General features: G+C 70.4%; 17 protein-coding genes. 15 read left to right on the forward strand and 2 right to left on the reverse strand.

Annotated elements, in window-relative coordinates; translation table 11 throughout:
* The 5 genes from ACZ7LY_RS28205 to ACZ7LY_RS28225 form a co-directional block, all read left to right on the forward strand.
* On the forward strand, positions 1 to 190 hold a 190-nt coding region (locus ACZ7LY_RS28205; protein WP_471627548.1), incomplete at its 5' end, for a carboxyl transferase domain-containing protein.
* A 77-nt stretch (positions 191 to 267) separates the two neighbouring features.
* Entirely contained in the window at positions 268 to 924 is a 657-nt protein-coding gene (locus ACZ7LY_RS28210; protein WP_471627549.1) for a DsbA family oxidoreductase, read from the forward strand.
* Positions 925 to 1083: 159 nt separating this feature from the next.
* Complete coding sequence (locus tag ACZ7LY_RS28215) at positions 1084 to 2667, forward strand: FAD-binding oxidoreductase (RefSeq protein WP_471627550.1); 1584 nt, start codon at positions 1084 to 1086, stop codon at positions 2665 to 2667.
* Between the two features lie 129 nt (positions 2668 to 2796).
* On the forward strand, positions 2797 to 3234 hold the full coding sequence (locus ACZ7LY_RS28220; protein ID WP_471627551.1) for a DUF6069 family protein: 438 nt from the start codon (positions 2797 to 2799) through the stop codon (positions 3232 to 3234).
* A 131-nt stretch (positions 3235 to 3365) separates the two neighbouring features.
* On the forward strand, positions 3366 to 3635 hold the full coding sequence (locus ACZ7LY_RS28225; RefSeq protein WP_471627552.1) for a hypothetical protein: 270 nt from the start codon (positions 3366 to 3368) through the stop codon (positions 3633 to 3635).
* 220 nt (positions 3636 to 3855) lie between these two features.
* Here ACZ7LY_RS28225 and ACZ7LY_RS28230 read toward each other — a convergent pair whose 3' ends face one another.
* Complete coding sequence (locus ACZ7LY_RS28230; protein ID WP_471627553.1) at positions 3856 to 4596, reverse strand: response regulator transcription factor; 741 nt, start codon at positions 4594 to 4596, stop codon at positions 3856 to 3858.
* Positions 4597 to 5125: 529 nt separating this feature from the next.
* Here ACZ7LY_RS28230 and ACZ7LY_RS28235 point away from each other — a divergent pair.
* From ACZ7LY_RS28235 to ACZ7LY_RS28250, 4 genes are all read left to right on the forward strand, one after another.
* The gene (locus tag ACZ7LY_RS28235; RefSeq protein WP_471627554.1) at positions 5126 to 7021 is read left to right on the forward strand and encodes a 2-oxoacid:acceptor oxidoreductase subunit alpha; all 1896 of its coding nucleotides are present in this window, start codon (positions 5126 to 5128) and stop codon (positions 7019 to 7021) included.
* Positions 7011 to 8036 carry a 2-oxoacid:ferredoxin oxidoreductase subunit beta gene (locus ACZ7LY_RS28240; protein ID WP_471627555.1) on the forward strand — a complete coding sequence of 342 codons (1026 nt, stop codon included), beginning with the start codon at positions 7011 to 7013 and terminating at the stop codon, positions 8034 to 8036. The genes ACZ7LY_RS28235 and ACZ7LY_RS28240 overlap by 11 nt, the downstream gene beginning before the upstream one ends.
* A gap of 180 nt (positions 8037 to 8216) precedes the next feature.
* Positions 8217 to 9806, forward strand: a complete 1590-nt coding sequence (locus tag ACZ7LY_RS28245) for an alpha/beta hydrolase (RefSeq protein ID WP_471627556.1) — start codon at positions 8217 to 8219, stop codon at positions 9804 to 9806.
* Positions 9807 to 9866: 60 nt separating this feature from the next.
* Entirely contained in the window at positions 9867 to 10382 is a 516-nt protein-coding gene (locus ACZ7LY_RS28250) for a GNAT family N-acetyltransferase (protein WP_471627557.1), read from the forward strand.
* 65 nt (positions 10383 to 10447) lie between these two features.
* Here ACZ7LY_RS28250 and ACZ7LY_RS28255 read toward each other — a convergent pair whose 3' ends face one another.
* Complete coding sequence (locus tag ACZ7LY_RS28255) at positions 10448 to 11020, reverse strand: HEAT repeat domain-containing protein (protein ID WP_471627558.1); 573 nt, start codon at positions 11018 to 11020, stop codon at positions 10448 to 10450.
* A gap of 325 nt (positions 11021 to 11345) precedes the next feature.
* Here ACZ7LY_RS28255 and ACZ7LY_RS28260 point away from each other — a divergent pair, with 325 nt between their 5' ends.
* The 6 genes from ACZ7LY_RS28260 to ACZ7LY_RS28285 all read left to right on the forward strand — a co-directional run bounded on the left by ACZ7LY_RS28260 (position 11346) and on the right by ACZ7LY_RS28285 (position 19820).
* Positions 11346 to 13136 carry a 3-hydroxyacyl-CoA dehydrogenase family protein gene (locus tag ACZ7LY_RS28260; protein WP_471627559.1) on the forward strand — a complete coding sequence of 597 codons (1791 nt, stop codon included), beginning with the start codon at positions 11346 to 11348 and terminating at the stop codon, positions 13134 to 13136.
* Positions 13137 to 13245: 109 nt separating this feature from the next.
* A complete protein-coding gene (locus tag ACZ7LY_RS28265) occupies positions 13246 to 14070 on the forward strand; it encodes a TetR family transcriptional regulator (protein WP_471627610.1) in 825 nt (274 codons plus the stop codon).
* Between the two features lie 872 nt (positions 14071 to 14942).
* Complete coding sequence (gene ccrA, locus ACZ7LY_RS28270) at positions 14943 to 16280, forward strand: crotonyl-CoA carboxylase/reductase (protein WP_471627560.1); 1338 nt, start codon at positions 14943 to 14945, stop codon at positions 16278 to 16280.
* Between the two features lie 22 nt (positions 16281 to 16302).
* Positions 16303 to 18351: a protein meaA gene (locus ACZ7LY_RS28275; protein ID WP_471627561.1), complete on the forward strand. Its 2049-nt coding sequence runs from the start codon at positions 16303 to 16305 to the stop codon at positions 18349 to 18351.
* A complete protein-coding gene (locus ACZ7LY_RS28280; RefSeq protein ID WP_471627562.1) occupies positions 18348 to 19307 on the forward strand; it encodes an HpcH/HpaI aldolase/citrate lyase family protein in 960 nt (319 codons plus the stop codon). Before ACZ7LY_RS28275 ends, ACZ7LY_RS28280 begins: the two co-directional genes overlap by 4 nt.
* Positions 19308 to 19310: 3 nt before the next feature.
* A complete protein-coding gene (locus ACZ7LY_RS28285) occupies positions 19311 to 19820 on the forward strand; it encodes a MaoC family dehydratase (RefSeq protein WP_471627563.1) in 510 nt (169 codons plus the stop codon).
* Positions 19821 to 19822: the final 2 nt, after the last annotated feature.

Below are 19822 nucleotides of genomic sequence, written 5' to 3' on the forward strand. Positions count from 1 at the left end.
CATGCGCCAGAAGATGGTCAAGGAATACAAGTCCGAACTCATGCACCCCTACTACGCGGCCGAACGCGGCCTGGTCGACGACGTCATCGACCCCGCCGAAACCCGCCGCGTACTGGCCGGATCGCTGGCGATGCTGCGTACGAAACACGCCGACCTTCCGTCACGCAAACACGGCAATCAGCCACAGTGAGAGAGCACTTGCCCACGAACGGGCGCGTGCCGACGAACGACCCGAGGGAGACGACCTCTGTGGAGAAGCGAACGCCGATGAGCACGACGGTGCGGGTACGGATCGCGCTGGACGTGATCTGCGTGCACTCCTATCTCGGTTACACGCGGTTCACCCGTGCGGCGGACCGGCTGCGCGCCGAGGGCCACCCGGTCCAGGTGGAGTTCCTGCCCTTCGAACTCGCGCCGGGCGCGGGGACCGAAGGGCAGCCCCTGCTCCCCGTACTGGAGCGGGTGTTCGGCCCGCAGGCCGTGCGGCAGACGCTCCAGCTCGCCGAGCACGCGGGCGCGGACGGGCTGGAGCTGCATTACGAACGCGCCGTGGCCACCGGCACGTTCGAGGCGCATCTGCTCATCGCGCGGGCCGCGCGGCAGGGCCGGGCCGAGCAGATGGTGGAGCGGCTGTTTCGCGCCCATTTCACGGACGGCCTGCACATCGGTGATCGCGCCACGCTCGCGCGACTCGCCGAGGAGGCCGGCGTCACGCGGGACGCCTCGGGCACGGAGCCGGCGGCACCGGCGACCGCCGAGGAGTCGGCGCACCTTCAGGCCGAACTCGACCGGGTGCGGGGGCTCGGCGTCAGCGGTGTGCCGGTGTTCTACATCGACGGCATCCCGCCGCTGACCGGATCCCAGTCGGAGGACGCGCTGTACTCGGCGCTGCGCGAGGCGGCGTCGGCGGCCTCGCACACCTGACCCGGACGGCCGGAACCTCAATTCTGGTATCGAGGCAGGACAGATCCATGTCAAGCCCTTGGTGACACGTCCCGGGACCTGGTTGGCTGAACTTCACCCCCCGGAACGCATCCGTCAATGCGGTGATTTGTCCATATCTCTGCACAGATAGGGCTTGACATGTTTTCCCGACGCCATTTCCTCGGCTCCGCGATAGCGGTGGCCGGTGCCACCGCGGGGTTCACCGCATTGCCCGCCGCCGCCCAGACGGCCCTCAAGGCCGACCCGGAGGTGATCGTCCGGCCGGGCGACGCCCGCTACGCCGAACTCACGCACCGCGGCTACAACTCCCGCTTCGCGGCCACCCCGGACGAGATCTGGCTCGTGCACTGCGCCGCCCAGGTGGAGAAGGCCGTGAACCAGGCCCTCGCCAACAACCAGCGGATCACGGTGCGCAGTGGCGGTCACTGCTTCGAGAACCTGGTCGACAACCCCCAGTTCCGGCTTCTCGTCGATCTGTCCGAGATGAGGGGCGTCACCTTCGACCCGGCCATGAACGCCTTCGCCGTGCAGGCCGGCGCCCGGCTGGGCGAGGTCTACAAGGCGCTGTACGAGGGCTGGGGCGTCACGGTCCCGGGCGGTGTGTGCCCCGAGGTCGGCGTCGGCGGCCATGTCTCGGGCGGCGGGTACGGTCCGCTGTCCCGCCGCTTCGGCCTGATCGTGGACCATCTGTACGCCATCGAGATCGTCGTGGCGGACGGCCGCGGCAAGGCCCGTACGATCGTCGCCACCCGCGAGGCGAACGACCCGCACCGCGACCTGTGGTGGGCGCACACCGGTGGCGGGGGTGGCGGGTTCGGCATCGTCACGAGGTTCTGGTTCCGCAGCCCGGGCGCGACCGGCGGTCCCTCGTCGCTGCTGCCCAAGCCGCCCGCGCGGATGCGGGAGACCTATGTGACCTGGCCCTGGGCCCAGCTCACGGAGGCGGCGTTCACGCGGCTGGTGATGAACCACGGCGCCTGGCACGCCGCGAACAGCGCGCCGGGCTCTCCGTACCAGGTGCTGCACAGCTCGCTCCAGTTGCACTCGTCGCTCGCGCAGACGGTGCAGTTGGAGATCCGCATGGACGCGACGCTTGCGAACACCGCCCAGTTGCACGACGACTACATCAACGCGGTGAACGCGGGCGTCGGGGTGCAGCCCACGATCGACGTCAAGGAAGGCACCTGGCTGGAGATCGCCCTGGAGCCGACCGCCGACTCGGGCGCGTACTCGCGTCAGAAGTCCATGGGCGGTCATCTGCGCAAGCCGCTGACGACTGCTCAGGTCGGTGCGATCTACCGGTCGTTGACCGATCCGAACCACACCGGGGTCGGCCTGGTGTACCTGGCGGCGTACGGCTGCCAGATCAACACCCTGTCGTCGTCCGCGCGGGCGATCCCGCAGCGGGACTCCGTCATCAAGCTGTGGTACTCGGACAACTGGTCGGATCCGGCGAATGACGCGGCCGAGGTCGAGTGGCTGCGCACGCTCCGCAAGAACGTCCATGGTGTGACCGGCGGTTTCCCGGTGCCCAACGACCAGCAGGACGGCGGCTACATCAACTACCCGGACACCGACATGCGCGATCCGGCGCAGAACACGTCGGGGGTGCCCTGGTACTCGCTCATCTGGAAGGACAACTACCCCAGGTTGCAGCGGGTGAAGAACACGTACGACCCCAAGAACGTCTTCCGGCACGGTCTGTCCCTGGACCCTTCCTGACGCACTCCGTCAGGCGGCCGGTCTCCGGTCGTGTGCGTGCCGCAAGCGCGACTCCCCCATCTCCATGAACACCGCGCCGGGCCCGGGCCGAGCCCGGTCCCGGCGTGGCACGACAGCCCGGAGGGCTCCATGACCAGCAGTAACCCCGCCGCCACCGACACCGCCCCGAGGCGGCGGGCGCTGCCCGTGTGGCAGGCCGTGGCGGGGGCCGCCGTGCTCGCAGCGGTCGTCAACCTCATCGTCCTGTACGTCGGGGACGCGGCCGGCGCCTCGCTGGCGCTGAAGCTCAACGGCAAGTCCGACGACATCGGCGCCAGTGACGTGATCTTCATGTCGCTCGTCGCGCCGGCGATCGGCATCACGGCGATCGTGCTCCTGGCCCGCTGGAAGCCGGTGCTGCTGCGGGTGGGCCAGGTCGTGAGCGGCGCGGTGGCGGTCCTCACCGCCATCGGCCCGCTCACCCTGGACACGGACGGCGGCACCGCGGCGACGCTGATCACGATGCATCTGTTCGTGGGCTTCGTCGCGGTGGCCGCGCTGGAAGTGATCCGCCGCTCGCGCGTGTGACCTGAGGGGTGCGCGCCCTGCGGCCCTCCGGAACCTGCTGCGGGTGACGGAGGGCCGCGCCGCACCCACACCGCGGCCGACCGCACCGCCTCCGCACATCCGTCCGCACCACATCTGAGGGAGAGGAACCGATGACAGCAGGAGTCGACACGGGGGCGACCGCCTCCGGGACGCCGGCCGCGGAGCCTTGGCGTATCACCAGCGGCGCTCCGACACCCGAGGAGGTCGCGGCGGTCGCGGTCGCGCTCTCCACCGTCCTCACCACGCGGGCCGTGCGGGTGGTGCGGGAGGCGGAGCCCGGTTATCGCGGCAGGGCCCCGTGGCCGCTGTCGTCGGCCAGGCGCAGGACGGCCACGTCGTGGGCCGCGGGCCCGCTTCCGGGGTGGCGCGGCGCGGCATGAGCGCGCCTCAGAGAGAAGAAATTCGTGGAATGGTCAACCGTCTCGTCGGTACGTCACGACGGCCGGGAGGGGAGGCGCACCGGTCGCCGTTGACCAGGTGCCCTCGAATTCGCTCCCTGCGTGGAAACTTCCCCCGGCGGGGTGCGTCTCGAAAGGGAAGGCGAATCCCATGGAAGGGACGGATGACATCCGGGAGAACCCGTGGTGACGTCCCGGAGAATCAGGCGTGCCCCATACGGAATCCGACGCCGCGGGCGGTGATGATCCAGCTGCTCGATCCCAGCTTGCTCCGTAAACTGCTGACGTGGGTGTCGATGGTGCGGCCCGGTTCCGACCGGGAATCCCTCCATACCTGCGCCATGATCTGTTTGCGGGTGACGACGCTGCCCGGGCGCGAGGCCAGCAGATACAGCAGATCGAATTCCTTGCGTGTCACCTCTACGGTCCTGCCGTCGAGGCTGATCTGCCGGGCGCCCGGGTCGATTCCGAGCGAGCCGACGGTAATGGCCTCGGGGACGGCGACCGGCTGCCGCAGGGCCCGGCGCATGACGGCCTCGATCCGGGCGATCAGCTCGGCGAGGCTGTAGGGCTTGGTCACGTAGTCGTCTGACCCGGCGCGCAGGCTCATCACCCGGTCCAGTTCGGAGTCGCGGGCGGTGACGACGATGATCGGTACGTCGCAGACGGCCCGGATGCTGCGGCAGAGTTCGACTCCGTCGAGGTCGGGCAGGTCGAGGTCGACGAGGACCAGGTCGACGCTCCGGTACTTCCGCAGGGCCTGCGCGCCGGTCGGCACGCTCTCCGCCTGGTATCCGTGCCGGGCCAGGTCGCGCACGAGCGCCTTGGCGACCTGGGGCTCACTCTCGACCGCGAGCACGCGAAGCGTCCTGCGCGCCCTCTTCTCCTCGAACCTGGCGGGCCCGCCCCGGCCGGCGAGCTGCTGCGGAATGCGCGATTCCACTCGCGTTATGGTCTGATGCCCCATCCGTAAAATCCCCCCCATATTCATCCGATAAAGCAGAGCGTCGCGCCAAGCCATAGGGAATACGGTTCCCGTAGAGCGTACAGCCCGGGCAGTCGGCCCGCAAAGATTCAACGGCCGACGCTGGCGAATAACGCAAACCAACAAACGGGAAACACTGCCGAAACAAAATGGGGTTCGCCCCGCATAAACTCCACTGAGATGAAGGCCGGTCACGCGCTCCAAGTTTCTGCCTTTTCCGCAGGCGACAACGCGCCCGCCCCACCCAGCCTAACCGGCCAGTCCGCCCCCTGTGGTCACATAAGACACTTTTGATACATCGTACACGCGTGTGCGTACGATGTATACGTGTGCCTGGTCACCCTGCCTGGCCGGGGACCATACGTTCTCGGCCAAAAGGGCACCCTATCGAGTTGCTTTATGAAGAGGCAGAGATGAATCGGCCAGCTTATGGGCGGTGGGCGCAAGACGTGATCTTGACATCGCCCGAAGGAGAGGGAACGCGTACATGACCTCAGCAGATGCGGTGAGCCCTGAGGCGCCGGACCGGAAGCAGGTCCGCCGGCTGGACCGGGTGATCATCCGGTTCGCGGGCGACTCCGGGGACGGCATGCAGCTCACGGGTGACCGATTCACGGCGGAGACCGCGTCGTTCGGCAACGACCTGTCGACGCTGCCCGACTTCCCGGCCGAGATCCGGGCGCCCGCCGGGACCCTGCCCGGAGTCTCCTCGTTCCAGTTGCACTTCGCGGACCACGACATCCTCACGCCGGGCGACGCGCCGAACGTGCTCGTGGCCATGAATCCGGCCGCGTTGAAGGCGAACGTGCGGGATCTTCCGCAGGGCGCGGAGATCATCGTCGACACGGACGAGTTCACCGGGCGGGCCTTGCGGAAGGTCGGCTACGACGGCGACCCGCTCGACGACGGCTCACTGGACGGCTTCCACGTCCACCCGGTGCCGTTGACGACGCTGACCGTGGAGGCGCTCAAGGAGTTCGACCTCTCGCGCAAGGAGGCGGAGCGCAGCAAGAACATGTTCGCGCTCGGCCTGCTGAGCTGGATGTACCACCGGCCGACGGAGGGCACGGAAGCCTTCCTGAAGCGGAAGTTCGCCAAGAGACCGCACATCGCCGAGGCCAACATCGCGGCGTACCGCGCGGGTTGGAACTTCGGCGAGACGACCGAGGACTTCGCGGTCTCCTACGAGGTGGCCCCGGCCGCCACCGCCTTCCCGGCCGGCACCTACCGCAACATCTCCGGGAACCTGGCCCTGTCCTACGGCCTGATCGCCGCGTCCCGCCAGGCGGACCTCCCGCTCTACCTCGGCTCGTACCCGATCACGCCGGCCTCGGACATCCTGCACGAGCTGTCCAAGCACAAGAACTTCGGCGTCCGCACCTTCCAGGCGGAGGACGAGATCGCCGGGATCGGGGCGGCGCTGGGCGCGGCCTTCGGCGGCTCCCTCGCCGTCACCACGACCTCGGGTCCGGGTGTGGCGTTGAAGTCGGAGACGATCGGGCTCGCGGTCTCGCTCGAACTGCCGTTGCTGATCGTGGACATCCAGCGCGGCGGCCCCTCCACCGGCCTGCCCACCAAGACCGAGCAGGCCGATCTCCTCCAGGCCATGTACGGCCGCAACGGCGAGGCACCCGTCCCGGTGATCGCCCCCTGCACGCCCGCCGACTGCTTCGACGCGGCGCTGGAAGCGGCCCGGATCGCGGTCACGTACCGCACCCCGGTCTTCCTGCTGTCGGACGGCTACCTGGCCAACGGCTCCGAGCCCTGGCGCATCCCCGAGGTCGACGAACTCCCGGATCTGCGGGTGCAGTTCACGCAGGGCCCGAACCACACCCTTGACGACGGCAGCGAGGTCTTCTGGCCGTACAAGCGTGACCCGCACACCCTCGCCCGCCCCTGGGCCGTCCCCGGCACCCCCGGCCTCGAACACCGGATCGGCGGGATCGAGAAGCAGGACGGCACGGGCAACATCTCCTACGACCCGGCCAACCACGACTTCATGGTCCGCACCCGCCAGGCGAAGATCGACGGCATCGACGTACCCGACCTCACCGTCGACGACCCGCACGGGGCGCGCGCCCTGGTCCTGGGCTGGGGCTCCACCTACGGGCCCGTCACGGCGGCGGTACGCAGGCTGCGCGCTGCCGGGGAGGCCGTGGCGCAGGCCCATCTGCGCCATCTCAACCCGTTCCCGAAGAACCTCGGTGACGTACTCGCCCGGTACGAGCGGGTCATCGTGCCCGAGATGAACCTGGGGCAGTTGGCGATGCTGCTGCGCGCGCGGTGTCTGCGTGACGTGCGGTCCCTCACCCAGGTCAACGGCATGCCGTTCAAGGCAGGACAACTGGCACTCGTACTGGAGGAGGCGCTCCGTGAAGACTGACATCGAGCTCCGGGCGAAGGACTTCAAGTCGGACCAGGAAGTGCGCTGGTGCCCCGGCTGCGGTGACTACGCGATCCTCGCCGCCGTCCAGGGCTTCATGCCGGAGCTGGGCCTTGCGAAGGAGAACATCGTCTTCGTCTCCGGCATCGGCTGCTCCTCCCGCTTCCCGTACTACATGAACACCTACGGGATGCACTCCATCCACGGCCGCGCCCCCGCCATCGCCACCGGACTCGCCTCTTCCCGGCGGGACTTGAGCGTGTGGGTCGTCACCGGCGACGGCGACGCCCTGTCCATCGGCGGCAACCACCTCATCCACGCCCTGCGCCGCAACGTCAACCTCAAGATCCTCCTCTTCAACAACCGCATCTACGGACTCACCAAAGGCCAGTACTCCCCCACGTCCGAAGTCGGCAAGATCACCAAGTCCACGCCGATGGGCTCCCTCGACGCGCCCTTCAACCCGGTCTCCCTCGCCATCGGCGCGGAGGCCAGCTTCGTCGCCCGCACCGTCGACTCCGACCGCAAGCACCTCACCTCCGTGCTCCGCGCCGCCGCCGACCACCCCGGCACCGCCCTCGTCGAGATCTACCAGAACTGCAACATCTTCAACGACGGCGCCTTCGAAGTCCTCAAGGACAAACAACAGGCCGAGGAAGCCGTCATCCGCCTCGAACACGGACAGCCCATCACCTTCGGCGCCGGGGGCTCGAAGGGTGTCGTCCGCGACCCCGCCACCGGCGACCTGCGCGTGGTCGCCGTCACCGAGGACAACAAGGCCGACATCCTCATCCACGACGCCCACGCCACCTCCCCCACCACGGCCTTCGCCCTCTCCCGCCTCGCCGACCCCGACACCCTCCACCACACCCCCATCGGCGTCCTGCGCGACGTCGAACGCCCGGTCTACGACACCCTCATGTCCGACCAGCTCGACACCGCCGTCGAACAGAACGGCAAGGGAGACCTGACGGCGCTGCTCGCGGGCGGCGACACGTGGACCGTCGTCGGCTGACGGGCCCCGGAGACCCCGAGCCCGGCGCGCCGGCCGGGGCGACGAGCGGCAGTCCCGTACGCGCGCGTGGCTGCAAACGGGTCACGTTCGGCGCAAGCGCTCCTCTCTCCCGGGGATTGCGGGAACAGCCGACACGACCGTGCACCCACGGTCCGTGCCCCTGCGCCCCCGGGAGACCCCATGAGAAGACGCGCGGCCGCCCTGTGCGGCATCGCGGCCCTGGCCGCCAGCACCGTCGTGACGGCTCCGGCCGCGAGCGCCGCCCACGGCTCGCCCGCCCCGGCCGCCGCACCCGCGCCGGTCTGGAAGAAGTGCGCCACCAAGGCGTACCCGAGCCTGCAATGCGCCTCGCTGCGCGTCCCGCTCGACCACGACGACCCCGGCGGGCGGCAGATCACGCTCGCCCTGTCGCGCGTCCCGCACACGGCGAAGCGCTCGCAGGGCCCGCTGCTCGTGAACCCGGGCGGGCCGGGCGGCAGCGGCCTGACCCTCGCCGGGTACGTCGCCTCCGCCCTGCCCGCGAAGGTCGCCGCGCAGTACGACGTCATCGGCTTCGACCCGCGCGGCGTGGGCCGCAGCCGGCCCGCGCTCGACTGCCTCCCCCACCACTTCGACCCGCCGCGCCCGCCCAGCGTGCCGACGAGCGAGGCGGTCGAGCGGGCGGGGCTGCGCCGGGCCCAGGCGTTCGCCGCCGCGTGCGGCAAGAAGTACCGGGACGTGCTGCCGTACATCGACACGGTCAGCACGGTCCGTGACATGGACGCGATCAGGGCCGCGCTCGGCGCGCCGAAGATCAACTACTTCGGGTACTCCTACGGCACCTACCTCGGCGCGGTGTACGCCAAGCTGTTCCCCGAGCGGGTGCGCCGCCTGGTGCTCGACTCCATCGTCGACCCGACAGGCGTGTGGTACCGCGACAACCTCGACCAGGACCCCGCCTTCAACGCCCGCCACCAGGCGTTCACCGCCTGGGTCGCCAGGTACGACTCGACGTACCACCTGGGCAAGGACCCGGAGCGCGTCGAGGCCGCCTGGTACGCGATGCGCGACAAGGTGACGCGCAGGCCGGCCGGCGGCAAGGTCGGCGGCGGCGAACTGGAGGACACGTTCCTGCCCGGCGGCTACTACAACGGCTACTGGCCGCTGCTCGCCGAGGCGTTCTCCGCGTACGTCGTCGACAAGAACCCCCGGCCGCTGCTCGCCGCGTACAAGGAGCTGGGCGCGGTCGACGCGTCCGGCGACAACGGCTACAGCGTCTACACGGCCGTGCAGTGCCGTGACGCCTGGTGGCCGCGCTCGTGGGCGGTGTGGCGGGCCGACAGCCGGCGTGTCGCCGCGAAGGCGCCCTTCACCACGTGGAACAACGCCTGGTACAACGCGCCGTGCGCGTTCTGGCCGACGCCCTCGCGGGCGCCCGTGCAGGTGGCGAACGCGGCGCTGCCGCCGACCCTGCTGTTCCAGGCCACCGACGACGGCGCGACCCCGTACGAGGGCGCGGTGATGACCCACCGGCTGCTGCGCGGCTCGCGCCTCATCGTCGAGCAGGGCGGCGGCAACCACGGCGTCACCCTCAGCGGCAACGACTGCCTCGACGCGCACCTGGCGCGCTACCTCGCCACCGGCGCGGTAGCGCGCGACGCGGGCCACGGCGCGCCCGACGCGGTGTGCGCGCGCCAGCCCGACCCGAAGCCCGGCCGGTCGCGCACGACCCGCGCGGCGCTCCCGTCGGGCGCGGACGGCCTGCACCGGCTGCTCGGCCCACGCGGGTAAAGCGGCCCGCGCAGGTAAAAGCGCTGGGGTCTCGGCGGGGGCGTGGGTGACGATACGGCCATGACCGCGACACCCACTCCCCCACCGCACGTACGCGGAATGCGCTTCGACGACTGCCCGGCGGTGGCCGGGATCCGGGTGCGCGGCTGGCAGTTCGCGTACGCGGGTCTGATGCCGCGCGCGCATCTCGACGCGATGAGCGTGGAGCGGGACACGGAGCGGCGCCGCGAACTGTTCGGCCGCATACCGGAGTTCGTCGCCGAGCGCGCGGGACGAGTGCTCGGCTGGGCCTGTTACGGCCCGTCCCGCGACGCCGATGTGCCGCCCGGCGAGAGCGAGTTGTACGCCCTGTACGTGGAGCCCGCCGAGGTCGGCTCCGGCATCGGACGCGCCCTGCTCGCCACCTGCCGGGCCGAGGCGCGGGCAGCCGGCTTCGGCGTGATGCGGCTGTGGGTGGTGGAGGGCAACACGCGCGCCCGCCGCTTCTACGAGCGGGCGGGCTTCGTCCCGGACGGGGCACGCGAGCCGTACGAGGTCGGCGGGGTGGCGGTGCCGGAGGTCCGGTACGCGGGCTGACCGGACCGCCCGCCCTCCTCACCGCGCCCGCCGCCCCTCCGCCGTCCCTCTCGGAATGCGGCGCCTCAGGGCTCGGGCAGTCTGGCGAGGGCCGCCGCTGCCGCCATGGCGAGCCGGGGGTGGGCCTGGGCCTCGGTCAGCACTTCGCGGGCGCGCGGGTCGGCGAGGCTGCCGAGCCCCTCGACACAGGCCAGGGCGACCTTGCGGTACGGGTCGTGCGGCGCGAGCCGGCGGCGCAGGGCGGTGATCAGGGCCGGGGCGGACTCGGGGGCGCGGAGCTGGGTGAGCAGCCGGACGGGATACAGGGCGTAGGCCACGCGCAGCTCGTTGGTGGCGAGGGCCGCCGCCGCGCGGGCGGTGCGCGGGTCGCCGAGCGCGGCGAGGGCGCGCGCGGCGGCGGCGCAGCGCTCCGGGTCGCGGTGGTTCAGGAGCAGGACGAGGGCCTCGAAGGCGCGCCGGTCACGGGCCATGCCGAGCCGGTACGCGGCCAACTCGCGCGCCCACAGCGGCTGCTGCGGCGCGGTGAGCACCGCCGCGAGCCGGTCGAGGTCCCCCGTGCCGGCCAGCTCCTCGAAGGCGGGCGTCCCGCCGGCTTCCTTCCGGATGCGTTCCGTCACCGTCCGCGACTCTTCGTCCATGAGGACGAGGGTAAAGCCGCCGGGCCTGCGGCGACATAGATCACAGCGACTCGTCAACGCGGAGGGCTGGCGCGCTCGTTACCCGGTGGTTAAGCTCAGGTGAGCGGGGCACACTCCTCGCAGCACTCCTTTCGGCGGTTTGGTGACGCAGCCGCCGAGAGGTTCCGTCGGTTCGGTACGGCCGGGGCAGCGCCCCCGTACCGCAGCAGTACGGCTCGGCCTGGGGACAGGGCCGGCCGCACCCGTTCAACTCCCGCGTGCCGTGCGCCCGTTCGCCGGCGCCGCACGCGCCCTCGTCGTCACCCCTCATCTCTGGAGTTCCCGGATGGACGCTCCCCTGTCCCGCATCTCGACCGTCGCCGTCGTCGGCCTCGGCACCATGGGCACCGGCATCGCCGAGGTCCTCACCCGCGCCGGCCGCGAGGTCGTCGGCATCGACATCAGCGAGGCCGCCACCGCCAAGGCCGTCGCCGCCCTGGAGGCGTCGACCGCGCGTGCCGTGCGCCGCGAGCACCTCACCGAGCAGGAGCGCGCCGACCTGCTCGCCCGCTTCCGCACCTTCACCGACCTCCAGGCCGCCGCCGACGCCGATCTGGTGATCGAGGTCGTGCCCGAGTCGTACGAGATCAAGCAGCAGGTCCTGCGCGAGCTGGACGCCGTCGTGCGGCCCACCGCGATCCTCGCCACCGGCACCAACGCCCTGTCGGTGACCCGGCTCGCCGCCGACTCCGCGCGCCCCGAGCGCGTCCTCGGCCTGCACTTCTTCAACCCGGCACCCGCGATGAAGCTCGTCGAGGTCGTCTCCTGCGTGCTCACCGCGCCGGCCGCCGTCGCCGCCGTCACGGACCTCGCGCTCGAACTGGGCAAGGAGCCCGTCGCGGTCGGCGACCGGCCCGGCTTCGTCGCCGACGGCCTGCTGTTCGGCTACCTGAACCAGGCCGCCGCGATGTACGAGGCCAAGTACGCCTCCCGCGAGGACATCGACGCGGCGATGCGGCTCGGCTGCGGGCTGCCCATGGGTCCGCTGGCGCTGCTCGACCTGATCGGCGTCGACACGGCCCGTACCGTCCTCGACGCGATGTACGCCGAGTCCCGCGACCGGCTGCACGCCCCCGCGCCGATCCTCAAGCAGCTCAGCGAGGCGGGTCTGACCGGCCGCAAGGCGGGCCGCGGCTTCTACACGTACGAGGCGCCCGGCAGCGAGACCGTCGTGCCCGACGCGCTCACCCCGCGGCCCGACACGGCGGCGGCGCCCGCCCGCACGGTGGCCTCGGTCGGTGTCGCCGGCTCGGGGACCATGGCGTCCGGCATCGCGGAGGTCTTCGCCAAGGCGGGCCTCTCCGTGGTCATCGCCGCCCGCAGCGAGGAGAAGGCGCAGGCCGCCAAGGACCGCGTCGGCAAGTCGCTGCGCCGCTCCGTCGACAAGGGACGGCTCGCCCCCGAGGCCGCCGAGCAGGCCCTCGCGCGGATCACCCCGGCCGGGACCTACGACGCCTTCGCCGACGTCGATCTCGCCCTGGAGGCCGTCGCCGAGGACCTGGAGGTCAAGCAGCAGCTCTTCGCCACGTTCGACAAGGTCTGCAAGCCCGGCGCGATCCTCGCCACGACGACCTCCTCGCTGCCCGTCGTGGCCTGCGCCCGCGCCACCTCGCGCCCGCAGGACGTCATCGGCATGCACTTCTTCAACCCGGCGCCCGCGATGAAGCTCGTCGAGGTCGTGCGGACCGTACTGACCGGCGACGACGTGCACGCCACCGTCCGCGACCTGACCCTGAAGGTGCGCAAGCACCCCGTGGACTGCGGCGACCGGGCCGGCTTCATCGTGAACGCTTTGCTGTTCCCGTACCTGAACAACGCGATCAAGATGGTGCAGGAGCACTACGCGAGCCTCGACGACATCGACGCGGCGATGAAGCTCGGCGGCGGCTACCCGATGGGCCCCTTCGAACTGCTCGACGTGGTCGGCCTCGACGTCTCCCTGGCCATCGAGAAGGTGCTCCACCGCGAGTTCCGCGACCCGGGCCTCGCACCGGCCCCGCTCCTGGAGCACCTGGTGGCCGCGGGCTGCCTCGGCCGCAAGACCGGCCGTGGCTTCCGCGAATATGCCCGGCGCTGATCCGGGGACGGACGCGGGCCCCGGCGCCGCGCCGGGCCGCCAGGAGGACTGGGGCGGGCTGCTCGGGGGGACGGGCGGCCCGCTGACCGGGGCGCGTCTTGGTACGTACATGCAGTACGTTCGGGGCATGCCCAAGGCCGACCAGTCCTCCCGTACTCCGACCCAGCCCGACGCGCCGGAGAGCGCCGCCGGCAACCGCGCCGCCGCCCAGCGGCTCAAGATGCGGCGCGAGCTCGCGGCGGCGGCGATGGAACTCTTCTCCACGAAGGGGTACGAGGCGACGACGGTCGACGAGATCGCGGCGGCGGCCGGCGTCGCCCGGCGCACCTTCTTCCGGCACTTCCGCTCCAAGGAAGAGGCGATCTTCCCCGACCACGACGACACGCTGGTACGGGCCGAGGCCGTCCTGAACGCCGCGCCGCAGCACGAGCATCCGCTCGACACGGTCTGCCGGGGCATCAAGGAGGTCATGAAGATGTACGCCTCCTCCCCCACCGTCGCCGTCGAGCGGTACCGGCTGACGCGGGAGGTGCCGACGCTGCGGGAGGCGGAGATCGCGTCCGTCGCGCGCTACGAGCGGCTGTTCACGCGGTATCTCCTCGGGCACTTCGACGAGCAGGCCCATCACGACGGCAACGACGATCCGCTGCTCGCGGAGGTCGCCGCGTCGGCCGTCGTCACGGCGCACAACCATGTGCTGCGGCGGTGGCTGCGGGCCGGGGGGCAGGGGGACGTCGAGTCCCAGCTCGATCACGCGTTCGCCATCGTGCGGCGGACCTTCGGTACGGGGATCGGGGCGGGCCGTACTCCGGCGGCGCCGGCGTCGGGCGTGCAGGTCGCTTCTTCCGGGGAGGTCCTGGTGACCGTCGCCCGCACGGATGCGCCGCTCTCCGAGATCATGCACACCATCGAACAGGCCCTCCAAAAGAACTGACCCCAGTTCCCAACCCCCTGGGTTGTCGTTCACGTTCCGCCCGGCGGGTGGCTGGCCGCGCAGTTCCCCGCGCCCCTAGGCAGTCATTCACCTTCCACCCGGTGGGTGGCTGGTCGCGCAGTTCCCCGCGCCCCTGAAGGGGCGACTACGTCGCACCCCCCCCCGGGGGGGAGCCGGGGGGAAGCCCCGCTCCTCAGGGGCGCGGGGAACTGCGCAACCTCAGCTGCAAGCGGCCTCCGCCTGGAGAACTCCCCAGGGGCGCGGGGAACTGCGCGACCAGCCACGACGAGAGTCGAGCCCGAGGAGCCCGCCCGAAGGGGCACCCCCCAATAAAGCCGGCCCCCGCCAGAACCCACCCGGGCGCACTAACGACCCCGCCCCGCCCCCCGCAGGGGCCTGGCACGGAGTGCCACCCCAATCCCCCCACCCCCGCCCCAGGGCGAACCCCCTGATCGATCATCCGCCCCCAAAAGGCAGGCCCCCACCCCCCTGACCACGGATGATCGATCATCGCTCACCTGAACCGTAAAGATTTCACCTGAGCGAAATCAATGGCACCCAGTGCCTTGTGCGTTGTCACGCCGTGCCATACGTTGAAGAGGTCCGAGCGACCGGCACGCGGAGAACTTCCGTACGCCGGCTGTCCCCACAGGCCACGCCAGTGACCCGTGCCGCCCGGACGCCTGCGTCACAGGCACCCTTCGCGCACCACCCCGCGCTGCCACAGCCCACCGCACCGCCGAACCGACGGCCCGCACCGCAAGAGCTACGCACCGCACCCGCATACGCATCACGCACCCCACACGCAACACCCCTCTCAGACGACCCCGACTCAGCGTTCCCCTCAGACGCTCACCGCCGGAGGCACCACCGTGAAGGAAATCCTGGACGCGATCCAGTCGCAGAACGCCACCTCTGCCGACTACGCGGCCCTGCCGCTGCCCGACTCGTACCGCGCGATCACCGTGCACAAGGACGAGACGGAGATGTTCGCGGGGCTGAGCACCCGCGAGAAGGACCCGCGCAAGTCGCTCCACCTGGACGACGTGCCGGTCCCGGAGCTGGGCCCGGGCGAGGCGCTGGTCGCCGTCATGGCCTCCTCCGTGAACTACAACTCGGTGTGGACCTCGATCTTCGAGCCGCTGTCGACGTTCAACTTCCTTGAGCGTTACGGCAAGTTGAGCGACCTGACGAAGCGTCACGACCTGCCGTACCACATCATCGGCTCCGACCTCGCCGGCGTCGTCCTGCGCACCGGCCCCGGCGTCAACGCCTGGCACCCCGGCGACGAGGTCGTCGCGCACTGCCTCAGCGTCGAGCTGGAGTCGAGCGACGGGCACAACGACACGATGCTCGACCCGGAGCAGCGCATCTGGGGCTTCGAGACGAACTTCGGCGGCCTCGCCGAGATCGCGCTCGTGAAGTCCAACCAGCTCATGCCGAAGCCCGACCACCTGAGCTGGGAGGAGGCCGCATCCCCCGGCCTCGTCAACTCCACCGCCTACCGCCAGCTCGTCTCGCGCAACGGCGCCGGCATGAAGCAGGGCGACAACGTCCTGATCTGGGGCGCGAGCGGCGGCCTCGGCTCGTACGCCACGCAGTTCGCGCTGGCCGGCGGCGCCCACCCGATCTGTGTCGTCTCCAGCGAGCAGAAGGCGGAGATCTGCCGCTCGATGGGCGCGGAGTCGATCATCGACCGCAACGCCGAGGGCTACAAGTTCTGGAAGGACGAGAACACCCAGGACCCCAAGGAGTGGAAGCGCTTCGGCAAGCGCATCCGTGAGCTGACCGGCGGCGAGGACATCGACATCGTCTTCGAGCACCCCGGCCGCGAGACCTTCGGCGCCTCGGTCTACGTCACCCGCAAGGGCGGCACGATCACCACCTGCGCCTCCACCTCGGGCTACATGCACGAGTACGACAACCGCTACCTGTGGATGTCGCTGAAGCGGATCATCGGCTCGCACTTCGCCAACTACCGCGAGGCGTGGGAGGCCAACCGCCTGATCGCCAAGGGCAAGATCCACCCGACGCTCTCCAAGGTCTACTCCCTCGCGGACACCGGCCAGGCCGCGTACGACGTGCACCGCAACCTCCACCAGGGCAAGGTCGGCGTCCTCGCGCTCGCCCCCGAGGAGGGCCTCGGCGTGCGCGACCACGCCAAGCGCGAGCAGCACATCGACGCCATCAACCGGTTCCGCAACGTCTGAACACCCCAAGGAGCAGCGGCTCATGACTGAGCGTCAGAAGGACCGGCCGTGGCTGATGCGGACCTACGCCGGTCACTCCACGGCGGAGGCGTCCAACGAGCTGTACCGCCGCAACCTCGCCAAGGGCCAGACGGGTCTCTCGGTCGCCTTCGACCTGCCGACGCAGACCGGCTACGACCCCGACCACGTCCTCGCGCGCGGCGAGGTCGGCCGGGTCGGCGTCCCGGTGTCGCACCTCGGTGACATGCGGCGTCTGTTCCAGGACATCCCCCTGGAGCAGATGAACACCTCGATGACCATCAACGCCACCGCGATGTGGCTTCTGGCGCTCTATCAGGTCGTCGCGGAGGAGCAGGGCGCGGACATCGCCGCGCTCCAGGGCACCACGCAGAACGACATCGTCAAGGAGTACCTCTCGCGCGGGACGCACGTCTTCCCGCCGGGGCCCTCGCTGCGGCTGACGACCGACATGATCGCGTACACCGTGGCGCACATGCCCAAGTGGAACCCGATCAACATCTGCTCGTACCACCTCCAGGAGGCGGGGGCCACGCCGGTCCAGGAGATCGCGTACGCGATGTCCACCGCCATCGCCGTTCTCGATGCCGTACGCGACTCAGGGCAGGTCCCCGCCGAGAGGTTCGGGGACGTCGTGGCCCGCATCTCCTTCTTCGTGAACGCGGGTGTCCGCTTCATCGAGGAGATGTGCAAGATGCGGGCGTTCGGGCGGATCTGGGACCAGATCACGCGCGAACGGTACGGCATCGAGAACGCGAAACAGCGCCGCTTCCGCTACGGCGTGCAGGTCAACTCCCTCGGCCTGACGGAGGCGCAGCCGGAGAACAACGTGCAGCGCATCGTCCTGGAGATGCTGGCCGTCACGCTCTCCAAGGACGCCCGCGCCCGCGCCGTCCAGCTCCCCGCGTGGAACGAGGCGCTGGGCCTGCCGCGCCCGTGGGACCAGCAGTGGTCGCTGCGCATCCAGCAGGTCCTCGCGCACGAGAGCGACCTGCTGGAGTACGAGGACATCTTCGCCGGCTCGCACGTCATCGAGAAGAAGGTCGACGAGCTGGTCGCCGACTCCCTCGCGGAGATCGAGCGCATCCAGGAGATGGGCGGCGCGATGGCCGCCGTGGAGTCCGGCTATCTGAAGTCGCGGCTCGTCTCCTCGCACGCCGAGCGCAGGGCCCGTATCGAGGCCGGCGAGGAGAAGATCGTCGGCGTCAACGTCTACGAGTCGACCGAGCCGAACCCCCTCACCGCGGACCTGGACGCGGCGATCATGACGGTCGACCACGCGGTCGAGGCGCGGGTCGTCAGGGCGATCGGCGAGTGGCGTACGACGCGTCAGGAGTCGAGCGACCGCCAGGGCATGGGCGACCCGTTCCACTACCCGACCACCCAGCAGGCCCTGGAGCGGCTGAAGGAGGCCGCGGCCGGCACCGAGAACCTGATGGAGGCCACCCTGGAGTGCGCCCGCGCCGGGGTCACGACCGGCGAGTGGGCGGGCGCGCTGCGCGAGGTGTTCGGCGAGTTCCGCGCGCCGACGGGCGTCTCGTCGGCGCCGGTCGCGGTGGCCGCCGAGGCGGGCACGCCGCTCGCCGAGGTCCGCGAGAAGGTCCGCCGCACCGGTGAGGAACTGGGCGGCAAGCTGCGCCTCCTGGTCGGCAAGCCGGGCCTCGACGGGCACTCCAACGGCGCCGAGCAGATCGCCGTACGGGCCCGTGACGCCGGGTTCGAGGTGGTCTACCAGGGCATCCGGCTCACCCCGGAGCAGATCGTGTCCGCCGCGCTCGCCGAGGACGTGCACTGCGTCGGCCTGTCGATCCTGTCGGGGTCGCACGCCGAGCTGGTGCCCGACGTCCTGACCCGGCTGCGCGAGGCGGGCGCCACCGACGTCCCCGTGATCGTCGGAGGCATCATCCCCGGCGCCGACGCCGAGGAGCTGAGGCGGGCGGGCGTCGCCGCCGTCTTCACGCCGAAGGACTTCGGCATCACGGAGATCATCGGCCGTATCGTCGACGAGATCCGGCTAGCGAACCAGCTCGACCCTCTGGAGGTCCCCGCATGACTGTGAACCGTCTCCGTCCGCGCCGCTCCTGCCTCGCGGTGCCCGGAAGCAACCCGCGCTTCCTGGAGAAGGCCCAGGGTCTCGCCGCCGACCAGGTCTTCCTGGACCTGGAGGACGCCTGCGCGCCGCTCGCCAAGCCCGACGCCCGGCACACCATCGTGAAGTTCCTCAACGAGGGCGACTGGAGCGGCAAGACGCGCGTCGTGCGGGTCAACGACTGGACGACGGAGTGGACGTACCGCGATGTCGTGACCGTCGTCGAGGGCGCCGGTCACAACCTCGACTGCATCATGCTGCCGAAGGTGCAGACGGCCGACCAGGTCGTCGCGCTCGACCTGCTGCTGACGCAGATCGAGAAGACGATGGGCTTCGAGGTGGGCCGCATCGGCATCGAGGCGCAGATCGAGAACGCGCAGGGCCTGAACAACGTGAACGCCATCGCGCAGGCTTCCCCGCGCGTGGAGACGATCATCTTCGGCCCGGCCGACTTCATGGCGTCGATCAACATGAAGTCCCTGGTCGTGGGCGAGCAGCCGCCCGGCTACGGCGCGGACGCCTACCACTACATCCTGATGAAGATCCTCATGGCGGCCCGCGCCAACGACCTCCAGGCCATCGACGGCCCCTACCTCCAGATCCGTAACGTGGACGGCTTCCGCGAGGTCGCGGGCCGCGCCGCCGCGCTCGGCTTCGACGGCAAGTGGGTGCTGCACCCGGGCCAGGTGGAGGCGGCGAACGAGATCTTCTCGCCGTCCCAGGAGGACTTCGACCACGCCGAGCTGATCCTCGACGCGTACGAGTACTACACGTCCGAGGCGGGCGGCAAGAAGGGCTCGGCGATGCTCGGCGACGAGATGATCGACGAGGCGAGCCGGAAGATGGCGCTGGTCATCTCCGGCAAGGGACGCGCGGCCGGCATGCGCCGCACCAGCAAGTTCGAGGCCCCGGAGGCGTAAGCGATGCAGTTCGGCCGCACCTACGAGGAGTTCACCGTCGGGGACGTGTACAAGCACTGGCCCGGCAAGACGGTCACCGAGTACGACGACCACCTCTTCTGTCTGCTGACGATGAACCACCACCCGCTCCACATGGACACCAACTATGCGGAGAAGACGACGGACTTCGGCAAGAACGTCGTCGTCGGCAACTACATCTACTCGCTGCTGCTCGGCATGTCCGTGCCGGACGTCTCCGGCAAGGCCATCGCCAACCTGGAGATCGAGTCGCTCAAGCACGTGGCGCCGACCTTCCACGGCGACACGATCTACGGCGAGACGACGGTCCTCGACAAGACGCCCTCGAAGTCCAAGTCGGACCGCGGGATCGTGTACGTCGAGACCAAGGGCTACAAGCAGGACGGCACGCTCGTCTGCGTCTTCCGCCGCAAGGTGATGGTGCCCACCGAGACGTACATCAAGGAGCGCGGCGGCGAGCAGCCCGGCCGCCCGGAACTTCGGGAGAGCAAGTAACG

Source organism: Streptomyces sp. NPDC107550, from assembly GCF_055639095.1.